The organism is Aquirufa sp., assembly GCF_044239315.1.
Lineage (GTDB): Bacteria > Bacteroidota > Bacteroidia > Cytophagales > Spirosomataceae > Aquirufa.
The window spans coordinates 19,086-31,641 of record NZ_JBIIBQ010000012.1 but is presented as its reverse complement, the minus strand read 5'-3'; the positions used below and the strand labels follow the sequence as shown (position 1 = coordinate 31,641).

The following is a 12,556-nucleotide window of genomic DNA, read 5'->3' as shown; positions in this document are numbered from 1 at the left end:
TGACACCTATTACCCGATTGGAATTAAATTTGTAAACGGATATTCAAATTTAGAATTATTAATTTTTAAAAATATGAAAGAAACAGGTAACATCTCCATTCACACCGAGAACATTTTCCCCATTATTAAGAAATTTCTCTATTCGGATCACGAGATTTTCCTTCGTGAGCTAGTTTCAAATGCTGTCGATGCCTCCCAAAAAATCAAACGTCTAAGTTCCATTGGTGAATTTAACGGTGAGTTAGGTGAGCTGAAAGTGAAAGTTAGTTTTGACAAAGACAAAAAGACGATTACGATTTCAGATAACGGTATCGGTATGACCGCAGAAGAAATCAAGAAGTATATCAACCAAATCGCCTTTTCTGGAGCGACAGAATTCGTCGAAAAATACAAAGATCAGGGGGATGACAAAGGAATTATCGGACATTTTGGTCTCGGTTTCTACTCTGCCTTTATGGTCGCAAAAGAAGTAGAAATTATTTCTAAGTCCTACCTAGAAGGTTCAGAGGCGGCTACTTGGAAATGTGACGGTTCTACGGAATACACGATTGGACCAGCGAAAAAGAAAAATCGTGGTACGGATATTATCTTGCATATCGCGGAGGATTCAGAAGAATTCTTAGAGGAATTTAAATTAAAGTCCATTTTAGAAAAATATGGCAAGTTCTTGCCGATCGAGATTGAGTTTGGCGATAAGGTAATCAATAACCCGAACCCGATTTGGACTAAATCTCCGTCTGATTTAACAGACGATGATTACTTGAAATTCTACGAAGAATTATATCCATTCCAAGAGAAACCTTTGTTCTGGATTCACTTAAATGTAGACTATCCGTTCAATTTAACGGGTATTTTATATTTCCCAAAAGTGAAGAACGAGATGCAATTGCAACGCGAAAAAATCTCTCTTTACAGCCGTCAGGTATTCATTACCGATGAAGTAAAAGACATCGTACCTGAATTCTTGATGTTATTGCATGGGGTGATCGATTCACCTGATATTCCATTAAACGTATCTCGTTCCTTCTTACAAGCTGATTCGAACGTGAAGAAAATCAATTCGTATATCACGAAGAAAGTAGCAGATAAATTAGCTGAATTATTCAAATCAGATCGCCCAGCTTTCGAAGAAAAATTCGCGAACATCGGCTTATTCATTAAGTACGGAATGATTTCGGATGAGAAATTCTTAGAGAAAGCAAAAGATTTTTGTTTGGTTCAAGATACGAACAACAAATATTTCACGTTAGACGAATACAGTGAAGATGTGCAAGCTGCCCAAACTGACAAAGATGGAAACAAGATTTACTTGTACACCACCGATGTCGAGCAACAAGATGCCTTTATTCAATCCGCCCAAAACAAAGGTTATTCAGTCATTAAATTGGATACCCTGATCGACAGCCACTTCATTAACACGATGGAGTCTAAATTAGAAAAGACGCAATGGAAGCGTGTGGATGCTGATGCGGTCGATAAATTAATTGATACAGGAATTACTTTAGAAGCGATTTTATCCGATGCGCAAAAAGAGAGCGTGAAGAAAGTCTTCGAAGAAACCCTGAATGACAAACAAAAAGTAGTCGCTGTAGAAGCGATGTCACCAGATGAATTACCTGCTATCGTAACTCAGAACGAGTTTATGCGCAGAATGAGTGACATGTCTAAAACCGGTGGCGGGGGAATGGGAATGTTTGGTGCTATGCCAAATACCTACAACATCACCATCAACGCGAATCACCCATTGATCAATAAACTAGCTGATTTAAAAGACGAAAGCGAACAAAAAGCGCTGGCGAAACAAATCTCAGATCTAGCTTTATTATCACAAAACTTATTGACAGGTGCTGATTTGACAGCCTTTATTAAGAGAACAGTGGGAGGATTTTAGAGGTTTGTAAATACTAAAAAAGAGCTGCTTGATTAAACGAGCAGCTCTTTTTTTATCTATTGAGAATGACTTTATTGTTTTCGAACCATCAATTTCTTGGTGGCAACCGGCTTGCCATCTACAAGCAGCTGGTACATATACAAACCACTATTTAATTCTCGTAAGGATATTTTAACAGAACGGTCGTCTTTATCCAAGTCAATTTCTTTCACCACCAGCCCTAATACATTATAGATTGTAATCTTCACCTCCTGGCTATTTCCAGAAAACTGATAATCAACTTGGGCAAAATCAACGGCGGGATTAGGATAAAGATGAGATACGAAGATGCGATCCCCTTGAAATAAATAGGGGTCATTTTTAAATCCAAACAAGGTAGTAAGGACTAAAATTAAAGTGATATATCGCAATACTATTTTCATTGTCTAATCGTTGAGACGAAATTAGCACAATTTTAGCAGGCGCTATCCTTTTTAAGGTTTTTTAACAAGATCTTGGTATTCAACGCGTTTCAAGATGGTTTGGAGATAGGGCTTTTCAGAAATACGCCAGCGAAAACCATCTAATTGTTGAAGATCCTCTTTCCATTCTTTGGGAGGAATAAATTTAGCCTCGGGCTTTGTTATAAACGCAATTCTTTTGACCGCTTTATCTTCAAAAAACAGATTCATCCGACTGCATTCTACCCGATTTAATCCAGTCGTTTCCTTTTTGTCATCAATAACATAATAGATACTCTCTCCATTCCCTTCTACATTTACCCGATTCAATTGAGAATCTCCCTTAAAATGCACCCAAATCTTTCGACCTTTAATCTGATTAAATTGTTTTAAAGAATCTATCGAAATCACAAACGACTTACCGCGTAATCGCATTTCCTTTAGCTTTTGATTTCCCATAAACAAGGAAATCGAATCGGCTTGAGATTGTGAATCTTGAGTCCAAAGAATAGGTTTTTGATAAAAATGAATGATCGAGTCCTGTACATTATAACCTAGAGAATCACACTTACCCGATAGATCGGACTTATAAATAAGTACATTTTTATAGGCAAATAACTTTCGAATAGAATCCTTTTTAATATTAATGGAAACCAGTGTATCAGCAGTCAAATACAAGGTATCCTTTTCCATGATATTTTGCATCCACGCATGACCATAAACCCTAGTGACTCCCGTTTTCCCAGCATAACGCCCATTATCACCCTTTAAAATCACCTTTTCCTTTTGACTCAGAAATTCTACCTTTCCTTTTGCCACCCCTATTTGCGTAGGTGAATCATAAAATAAGGTATCCGCTGTCAAAATATATTCATCTGTTTTAGCAGTTGATCGACCCGTAAAATTGGAAACTTTTGAAACGGTATTATAGAACCCACGACTAGTAAGTACCGTGTCTTTCTTGGTTACAATCTCCGTAGGAGCGATAAAATAGGCTTCTTTAGAGGCAGTATTGTACTTTAAAGAATCGGCTTTTACCGTTCCGCCATCCGTATCAATCACCTTCACTTTTTCCTTGAAAAGGAAATTTTTAGTGACGGTATTATAAAATCCTTCTCGACTTGTTAAGGTAGATTTCTTGTCAATAATTTTAGCCCCAGAATGATAAATAGCCATTTTGGTATTTAAATCGTAGTCTAATTTTGGCGTATTTAATAGGATCGTATGATCGTCTAATTTCACTCGGCCAATGATGTAAGCCTGGCGCATATTTCCATTATATAATGCAGTATCACCGGTAATGGTTACCGTATCAGCTTGTATAATTCGCACATGCCCATAGGCTTCCACGTTATTCGTAGTAGAATTTAAGACTGCTTGGTCACAAAAAAGTGTAGTTGTTCCTTGTTGGAGCAGAACACGACCCATCAAGGTTTTACGCATAATTAATTCCTGTTGCATTCCAATCAAACTATCTGCCCGAATAACTTGCAATAATTGGCCCTGAGCTTGCATAAAGAAGGGCAAACTCAGCAAAAAAACCAGGAAAATCCAACCTTTGTAACGCATCTTGAAATTGAATCGCTAATTTCGTAGCTCCATTGAACTCGCAATTTACCATATTTATGCTGGAAGATTTTAACCATTTTGTCCAAAAAGAAAATTTATTCCAACCTGATCAGAAAATATTGATCGCCGTGAGTGGTGGAATCGACTCGATCGTGTTGAGTAAGCTTTTTTCTTTGGCCAAATTAAACTTTGGAATCGCCCATGTGAACTTCAGCTTAAGGGGCGAAGATTCTTTGGCGGACGAAGTTTTTGTGAAGAAGTATGCCAAAACGCTGAAAGTCCCCTACCACACCATCTGTTTCGATACAAACGCTTTCGCAGCACAGGAAAAGATCTCCACCCAAATGGCCGCACGCATTTTACGCTACCAATGGTTTGAAGAAATCCGAGTGAAAGAGGGTTACGATTATATTGCCACCGGACATCATCAACTAGATAGCGCCGAAACGATGCTCACTAACCTGGTACGTGGATCAGGTATCGCGGGATTCCATGGAATACCCATTAAATCAGGAAATCTGATTCGACCTCTTTCTTTTGCTAGCCAAGAAACAATTTTTGACTTTGTCGTAGCGAACAAACTAGCCTGGCGTGAAGATTCCTCTAATCAATCGACAAAATACCAACGTAATTTCATTCGCCACGAAATCATGCCTAAGTTCCAGGAACTAAATGCAAATTTCGAGCAAACCTTAGCCTCTACCAGTGCAAAAATCAAAGGAATCGAAGCATGGCTGCAAGATGAATTACAAGGATTTAAAACGAACTCTTGCTCAACCGATTCCGCTGGCAACATATGCGTTAAATTGCCTACCATTTCGTCCAAAACCACCGTTTTACTAACCGAATTATTACTTAATTACCATTTTAATTCAGCTAGTATCGAAGCAATTCTAAAAGCAGATAAAGTGGGTGCCATTTTTGAATCTCCTAGCCACTCTTTAAATATCGATCGTGGCCAATGGATTATCAGTTTAAAAAGCCAAGCCGACTACAAACCCATCGTTATTTCAGAGGAAGATGAGGTAATTACTATCGGGGATCAAGAATTACACATTTTCATCGAAGAGAGAACCTCAGACTGGAAAGCTATTACAGATCCAAATGTAGCCTGTCTAGATGCAGACACATTAGACTTCCCACTTGAAATCCGAAAAGTGCAGGAAGGAGATTGGTTTTGTCCACTAGGGATGAATCAGAAAAAGTTAATTTCCGATTTTCTGACAGATAAAAAAGTACCTTTGGCCATCAAAAAGAACACCCAAATCCTATTAAGCAAAGGTTCTGTTGCTTGGATTCTGGGACAACGAATCGATAATCGAAATAAGGTGACGGAGAAGACGGAGTTGGTAGCGGTGTTTGAATTGAAATCTATACCAGAAAAGAATTAAGCTGAGGCATTTTAAATAACAATTTGAAAATTGTGCTACGCAATAATTTTCTGAATTGCTTTTTAAAATACTCTCAGCCAAATAAAATTTTAGGTTCAAGAATTTCAATCAAAAAACCTCATTTATTTCTAGTGACTCCGGACTCATTTCCTCCGAACTATCGACTGATTTCCTACGAACTTTATACTTTGTGCTTTATGCTCTATGCTTTATCGCAGATTAATAAAATAGCCTCTGGCTATTTTATTAATCTGCGATACGCCTCCGTTCTTATCGGATCTAACGTACTTAAATAGGTAAACGCTTGTTGGCGTTCTGCAGGAAGAGCTTCGTCAAGGAGGGAAATGATTTCCTCTGCTTTTGCCTCAAAAAACACACGAATACTGGCGGCACCTGGACGTATGGAATTAATTTGTCGAATCTGTTTAAGAATTTCCAAAATACCTTTGCGTGTTGCATCCGGATTCTCCGTCATTTTATCCAAATACAAGCGATGATAATCATAATAAATATCACGCATTGGTTGCAGGTTTTGATTAATCAAATTTTCTGACACCCCTATACGGCTTCGGACATCTGACATGACGCCCCAACCTGATCCTGAATTCTGAGCTAAATTAGTTAGATTGTTCAGTTTCTGAACGAAGGGTTCTCCACCTCTTGTCCCAAAAGAATCATACGAATAAGTAAGCCCCAAATAGGCGTAATAGGCCATTAGAGAGCTTAAATTATCGGTGTAATTATTGTCATTATAGGTGATGGGATTTCCTAACTGGTATTTGAAATTGAAGTTTCTATCCACAAAATTTAATAAGACCGTCTCATAAGAAGTCCCAAAAACCGGTCGCAATACTTGAACACGCGCAGTCGCCTCAATATCCCCTTGAGCAGAGGATTTTGTTAATAGTAGATTGATATTTAATTTGATTTTTTCCTCTGGCGAAAAATTGTCTGAAGACCATCTTCGGCCATTCATAAATTCCTGCATCGTCTTTTGTAGTTCAGCATAGACATTAGAACCGCCTCTTTGCTGATCGAGCTGTAATTGCTCTGTATTGATACTAATAGAAGTTAAAAGTTCTTGAGCTTGAACTGCCCAAGAACTTAAAAGAAATATCAACAGAAATCGGATAGATTTCATGATCGATCTAGTATAATCAACTTATTGTTTAGTTTTCAGTTGTAGCGTCCTCGCGATTTCTGAAGTCAACCTTATCAGCTAAAAAATCATCAATTGCTAAAGCTGATGGCTTAGGCATACGCTCATAGTATTTAGAGATTTCGATTTGCTCACGGTTTTCAAAAATTTCCTCTAAATTATCTACTGATGAAGCAAACTCAGATAATTTACCTGACAATTCTTCTTTCATCTTGCTAGAAATCTGACGAGCACGTTGCCCTACGATAGTAATTGATTCGTATACGTTACCAGTTTTAGCAGCGATCTTGTCTACATCACGTGTAATGATGGATGGGTTTGTTGGTGTCTTAGACATCTCTATATAATTTAAGATTGCAAATTTAACGTTAATTTTTAAGAAAAACTATTGAGGGCTGGTGGCAATTTTCGAAGTATTCGATTTCTCTTTTTCTTGCATCGTCTTGTATTCTGCTTCTAGTTTAGCAATGCGAATTACTTCACCTTGGCTATCTGAATACCATTTTTCAGCCGTCTTTAAAAACGAACTCTGAGGATATTTATCGATGAATTCTAAATAGAATTTAACCACATCCTCGTAGCGCTCTTTTTGCTTGATTTCAACGGTACTTTTAGCTAATTCATATTGAGATACCACCTTTAAATAAGCCATCTCCTCATTGTAATCTGAATCCGGGAAGTCACGTTGGAAATTAGTTATTTCAATAACAGCAGACTTCAAAGAAGCAATATTAAAAAGCGATGTTTTGTTATATAGCTTTGCCTTTTCATAGGCTTTTTTCTCTAATTTCTTACGTAAATCCCTGATCATATTACTACAATCTTCGCGGTATTTTGAGTCAGGATAATTATTCAAATAACTCTGCAATTCGTTTATGGCAGTTAAGGTTCCTGTTTGATCAAGATTAAAGTTAGGGGAATCCTTATAAAGTGAAAATGCCGCCAAATAAATTGACTCTTCAGCGAATTCAGAGCGTGAAAAAACTTCCGAGAAACGCTTAAAGTGTGTATTTGCAACGGTATAATTACCTAATTCAAAGTCACACTTCGCTTGATAAAAAGTGGCCATTTCTTGAGTAGAATCACCCGTTAATAAGGGCAAAACTTCATCAAAAAGGATCCCAGCTTTATCAAACTCCTCTTTCTTGAAATAATCTAGTGCGGCTTTGTATTTTGTAGGAACGTTGGCGTTCTTTCTAAATTTTTCAAACTTTCCACACGCACTTAAACCGATTAAAGCGATTAAACCAACAAATATTTTATTTTTCAAATTCATAAGCCCGCAAAGATACGTTTATTTTCTGAATTGTAAATGATAGAGTTGTGCATATAAACCGTCTAATGCCATTAATTCCTCTTGAGTGCCCCGTTCTTTAATTTCTCCTTTATCCATCACTAAAATTTGATCTGAATTTCGGATGGTAGACAAACGATGGGCAATAACCACTGCAGTTCGCCCTTTCATTAAGGTAGAAATAGCCTGCTGAATTAATAATTCTGTCTCCGAATCAACAGAAGACGTGGCTTCGTCTAAAACAATAATTTTCGGATTATGTACCAAAGCCCGCACAAAAGAAATTAACTGCCGTTGTCCCACACTTAACGTGGCACCACGTTCTTTTACCTCATAATCGTAGCCGCCTGGCAGAGAAAGAATAAAATCGTGAACCCCCACCGCCTTAGCAGCTTCCACTATTTTCTCCTGAGTAATAGATTCATCACCTAAATGAATATTATAAGCAATGGAGGAACTAAATAAGAATACGTCTTGTAAAACCACCGCAATGTTTTTTCGTAAAGAGCCTATCTCATAGGAAGTTAAAGGAACGTTATCGATATTGATTTCACCACTTTGGCAATCATATAATCTACCTAATAATCCAATTATAGACGATTTACCCGCGCCTGTTGCTCCCACGATAGCGCAAGTCTTTCCTGCTTCTACCCTGAAACTCACCTTTTTTACTACCCACTCAGGTTCTTGATAGGCAAAAGTGACATTTGAAAATTCTATTTTACCTTCAATATGATCCGCTTGAATCATTCCGTTATTTTGGATGTAATCCGTCGAATCCAACAGCGTCAAAATTCGTTCTGTCGATACAATACCCATTTGAAGGGTATTGAAACGATCTGCAAGCATCCGAATTGGGCGGTAAAATAAGTTAATGAACATGATGAATGCGGTCAAAGTCCCCACTCCCATCTCCTCCTTCACTATGTAAGTGGACGCCGCCCAAACCACTAGCCCTGTCCCTATAGCTGCAATAACGTCAGCCACGGGGAAAAAGACCGAATAAGCAAAAATACCTCGGATATTTGCATCCCGATGCTCTTCATTGATGCGATTGAATTTAGCTAATTCTTGCTTTTCAGCGTGGAACATTTGGACAATTAACATCCCAGAAATATGTTCCTGAACAAAGGAATTTAAATTAGCGACAGCAGTCCGAACCTCATTAAACGACTTCTTGATGTATTCCTTAAACACATAGGTAGAAAATACCATAAAGGGAACGGTCGCAATGATGATTAATGTCAGTCGCCAATCTGCATAAAACATCACCCCTAAAATCAAAAATAATTGTAGCAAATCACCAGCGATGGAGGCTAGGCCTTCTGAAAAAACATCATTTAATGTTTCAATGTCTGAAACCGTCCGTGTCACTAAACGCCCAATGGGAGTTGCATCGAAGAAGGCCAAACGAAGATTGACAATTTTCTCATACAATTGAATGCGTATGTCGCGGATAACCGTTTGGCCTAAGTAACCAGCCAAATAGGAGGTAGAAAATTGCAAACCTGTTTGCAAGAATAAGGCTCCTAACATCCAGCCCAGCATTCGAAGCAAATCAGACTGAAAAGTGAGTCCTAAATAATTATCTAAAGTATAGCGAATTAAAAGAGGTACGACAGGAGAAATACCCGCCATGCAGAGAATCAAAAAAACGAGGAACCAAAAGCGAAAACGGTATGGCTGAATAAAGCCGTACAACCGTTTAATAATCTGAAAATCAAAAGTTTTACCGGAATTAGCTTCTTTCACTGTTCATTTTATCGATAGTGGTAGAAGCCGCGCAGGTTCCACAGCCTTTGGCACAGTTCCCTGCATTCTTTCCCCAAAACTGACTATAAACCAGACGAACTAAATAAACGAGCGCCGCTGCAAATACCAGAAAGATGATCCCGTTTTCCATATTAATCAAACCACTTGGACTGCAAAGTTCTTAAAAATTCTGAGAATATTGGCCCTGCACCAATTATTTCACCTGTAAAAATCACGTCCTGGCCTCCAGAAAAGTTTGTTACTGTTCCACCTGCCTCTTCCATGATAATTTTACCAGCAGCGACATCCCAAGGCTTCAAATTAGCCTCGAAAAAGCCCTCAAAGCGACCACAGGCTGTATAGGCTAAATCAATCGCCGCTGCTCCCATCCGTCTTAAACCATGCGATGAACGCATTAGTTCCTTTAATAAATCTAAATACCTGTCTTGATACGAGAAATCATAATAAGGAAAACCGGTAGCTAACAAAGATTTAGAAAGCGAATTTTCTGGTGAAACCCGAATAGGTTTTCCATTCAAATGAGCCCCATGACCTTTCACCGCCGTAAATAATTCATCCCGATTAGGCTCATAGATCAAACCTAAAATGGGCTGCTTATTCAGAATCAAACCCACCGAAACCGCAAAAACGGGTAGCTTGTGCAAGAAATTAGTAGTGCCATCTAAGGGATCAATGACCCAATAGTAACCGTCCCCTACTTCTGAATAATTAGAAGATGTTTCTTCAGCTATAAATCCCGCTTCTGGGAAAATCTGAGAAAGACCTTGCTTTAATTTTGCCTCGGCTTGTTGATCTACAAATGAAACTAAATCATTTGTCCCTTTATATATAATGTCTGAACTCGTAAACTCAGATGATTGCTGCAGAATCCATTGGCCGGTCTCTCGAACCAACAGAGAAGACTCCTGCAAAACATCGGTCAGCGATTTCATTATTTTTTTGCTACTGCCTTCGCTACTGGTGCAACGGGACCTTTTAACCAATCCGCGATAATTTGCTGCGTTTCTTTCAAATACGCATCTTTCGCATGCTTATCTTTTTCTTTCGACTCCACTTTCTTACCATCCGCATCGGTTGCCTCTGCTCCGGCCATCGCTTCCATCACGGCTGACGTCTCATCCGGTTTTTTCTTCTGGTCATCTAATTCCTTCTTGCGCTTATCATATTGCAAGGCAATCGAATTTGTTTCCTTTAATTTCTTCCAACGCTCAAGATCTTCTTTCAATTTTAACAATTCAGGCTTGGTTTTCAATCGATTTTGGAAAGCCACTTGTAAAGTCTTAAATGTAGCTGGATTTACTTTTCCTGTCTTAGTAAATGTGGTTGAGCGAATCATATCCCATGGCAAAGCACTAGGCTGCGAACTTTCACCAAACTCCTCCGCTGAGAACGCAGAGGGCAAAGCGAAATCAGGACTCACCCCTTTGTGCTGAGTAGAACTACCTGTAACGCGGTAGAATTTCTCTAAAGTGATCTTTAACACTCCTGGATTTTCTTTCTCTGAACGAACGAAACGGCTTAAGTCTAATACACTTTGAACCGTACCTTTACCATAAGATTGTTCCCCTACAATAATGCCTCTCTGGTAATCTTGAATGGCTCCTGCAAAAATCTCCGATGCAGAGGCCGAGAAACGGTTAATCAAAACAGCCATCGGACCATCATAAACTAACTCCGGATTCTCATCGTTTTCCTGCGTGATTTGACCGGTTGATTCTTTGCGCTGAACCACAGGACCTGAACCAATAAATAAACCAGTTAAATCCACTGCTTCGATTAATGATCCACCACCATTGTTTCTTAAGTCAATCAATAAAGCATCTATACCCTCTTTCTTGAATTCTAATAAGAACTTACGCACGTCTGCCGAAGTCGATTTAAACCCAGCTTCATTATTTCGTGCACCTTCGAAATCACGATAGAACATCGGAATGGTGATTAAACCAATCTTTATTGTTTTGTCTCCTTGTTTTTGGAACAAAATCTCTTTCTTCGCCGTTTGCTCTTCTAATTTGATCTTTTCACGTACAATTCGTACTTCCGTGGTAGGAGACCCTGTTACACCAGAAGCTGGCAAAATCTTTAAACGAACAACAGTGCCTTTAGGACCACGAATTAACTTAACTGCATCATCTGTAAACCAACCGATGATATCTACAAACTTACCATCCTCTCCTTGAGCAACACCCACGATACGGTCCTTCGGATTAATTTGCTTACTTCGGTAGGCAGGTCCACCAGGAACAAGATCAACGATACCCACATAATCACCATCTAAGCGAAGAGTTGCCCCAATTCCTTCAAAACTCTGGGACATATCCTTGTTAAATTCTTCCGCCGCTTTCGGAATCATATAGGTTGTATGCGGATCTATGCTTTCCGTGTAGGCATTCATGAAAACCTGGAATACATCTTCCGACTTAGTCTTGGCAACGTATTTCTCGGTACGTTTATAACGCTCTTTTAATTCACGTATGGACGTTGTATCCGCTTTACCACCGATTTTCCAGTCTAATAATTGACGTTTTAAATCTTTACGCCAAAAATCATTCAACTCTGCCTCCGACTTCGCCCAAGTTGCTTTCTCTCGGTTAGGCTGGTATGTTTCGTCTATTGTGAAGTCCACAGGCTTATCTAATTGCGCATTGATAAAAGCATAACGCTCTTTCATCCGCTTTTGATACACATTATAAATCTGAAAGGCTGAGGTTAGATCGCCTAAATTAAGCGCTTCATCTATTGAGAAACGATACTTTTCTATCTCCTTCATGTCCTCCGCTAAGAAGAACACCTTGTTGGGATCTAATTGCTTGATATAAGCGTCAAAAATCTTAGAAGACAAAGAGTCATTCACCGGGACCTTGCGGTAGTGGTAATTACTTAAAATCTCGAAGACTTTGCTTTCTACTTTGCGTTGCAGAGCAGATGGTTGCAAATCACCCTCTTGGTAACTCATTTGGGCTTGCAGGTTAGAACCGTGCATATACCAAACTACCAACAAGGAAAGCGGAATGAAAATAGGAAGTATCTTCTTCATAA

General features: G+C 38.8%; 11 protein-coding genes. 2 read left to right on the top strand and 9 right to left on the bottom strand.

The features are described from left to right. Positions 1–73 precede the first annotated feature (73 nt). Positions 74–1,891 carry a molecular chaperone HtpG gene (htpG, locus tag ACILP5_RS06070; protein ID WP_395617762.1) on the top strand — a complete coding sequence of 606 codons (1,818 nt, stop codon included), beginning with the start codon at positions 74–76 and terminating at the stop codon, positions 1,889–1,891. A 71-nt stretch (positions 1,892–1,962) separates the two neighbouring features. On the opposite strand, the gene ACILP5_RS06065 is transcribed toward htpG, so the two are convergent. After that, positions 1,963–2,313 carry a T9SS type A sorting domain-containing protein gene (locus ACILP5_RS06065; protein ID WP_395617761.1) on the bottom strand — a complete coding sequence of 117 codons (351 nt, stop codon included), beginning with the start codon at positions 2,311–2,313 and terminating at the stop codon, positions 1,963–1,965. A gap of 51 nt (positions 2,314–2,364) precedes the next feature. Continuing rightward, on the bottom strand, positions 2,365–3,900 hold the full coding sequence (locus tag ACILP5_RS06060; RefSeq protein WP_395617760.1) for an OstA-like protein: 1,536 nt from the start codon (positions 3,898–3,900) through the stop codon (positions 2,365–2,367). Positions 3,901–3,956: 56 nt separating this feature from the next. Here ACILP5_RS06060 and tilS point away from each other — a divergent pair, with 56 nt between their 5' ends. Further along, entirely contained in the window at positions 3,957–5,291 is a 1,335-nt protein-coding gene (gene tilS, locus ACILP5_RS06055) for a tRNA lysidine(34) synthetase TilS (RefSeq protein ID WP_395617759.1), read from the top strand. A 238-nt stretch (positions 5,292–5,529) separates the two neighbouring features. On the opposite strand, the gene ACILP5_RS06050 is transcribed toward tilS, so the two are convergent. Genes ACILP5_RS06050 through ACILP5_RS06020 form a run of 7 tightly spaced genes read right to left on the bottom strand, consistent with a single transcriptional unit; the run spans position 5,530 to position 12,554 of the window. Continuing rightward, positions 5,530–6,432 (bottom strand): DUF4835 family protein, encoded by a 903-nt coding sequence (locus ACILP5_RS06050; protein WP_395617758.1) that lies wholly within the window; start codon positions 6,430–6,432, stop codon positions 5,530–5,532. A gap of 28 nt (positions 6,433–6,460) precedes the next feature. Continuing rightward, entirely contained in the window at positions 6,461–6,787 is a 327-nt protein-coding gene (locus ACILP5_RS06045; protein ID WP_395617757.1) for a DNA-directed RNA polymerase subunit omega, read from the bottom strand. A 48-nt stretch (positions 6,788–6,835) separates the two neighbouring features. Beyond that, positions 6,836–7,726 (bottom strand): outer membrane protein assembly factor BamD, encoded by an 891-nt coding sequence (locus tag ACILP5_RS06040; RefSeq protein WP_395617756.1) that lies wholly within the window; start codon positions 7,724–7,726, stop codon positions 6,836–6,838. Between the two features lie 18 nt (positions 7,727–7,744). Beyond that, a complete protein-coding gene (locus ACILP5_RS06035; protein WP_395617755.1) occupies positions 7,745–9,496 on the bottom strand; it encodes an ABC transporter ATP-binding protein in 1,752 nt (583 codons plus the stop codon). Next, positions 9,483–9,647: a FeoB-associated Cys-rich membrane protein gene (locus tag ACILP5_RS06030; RefSeq protein WP_395617754.1), complete on the bottom strand. Its 165-nt coding sequence runs from the start codon at positions 9,645–9,647 to the stop codon at positions 9,483–9,485. Before ACILP5_RS06030 ends, ACILP5_RS06035 begins: the two co-directional genes overlap by 14 nt. Position 9,648: 1 nt before the next feature. Then, a complete protein-coding gene (locus ACILP5_RS06025; protein WP_395617753.1) occupies positions 9,649–10,449 on the bottom strand; it encodes an inositol monophosphatase family protein in 801 nt (266 codons plus the stop codon). Further along, a complete protein-coding gene (locus ACILP5_RS06020) occupies positions 10,449–12,554 on the bottom strand; it encodes a carboxy terminal-processing peptidase (RefSeq protein WP_395617752.1) in 2,106 nt (701 codons plus the stop codon). Before ACILP5_RS06020 ends, ACILP5_RS06025 begins: the two co-directional genes overlap by 1 nt. Positions 12,555–12,556 lie beyond the last annotated feature (2 nt).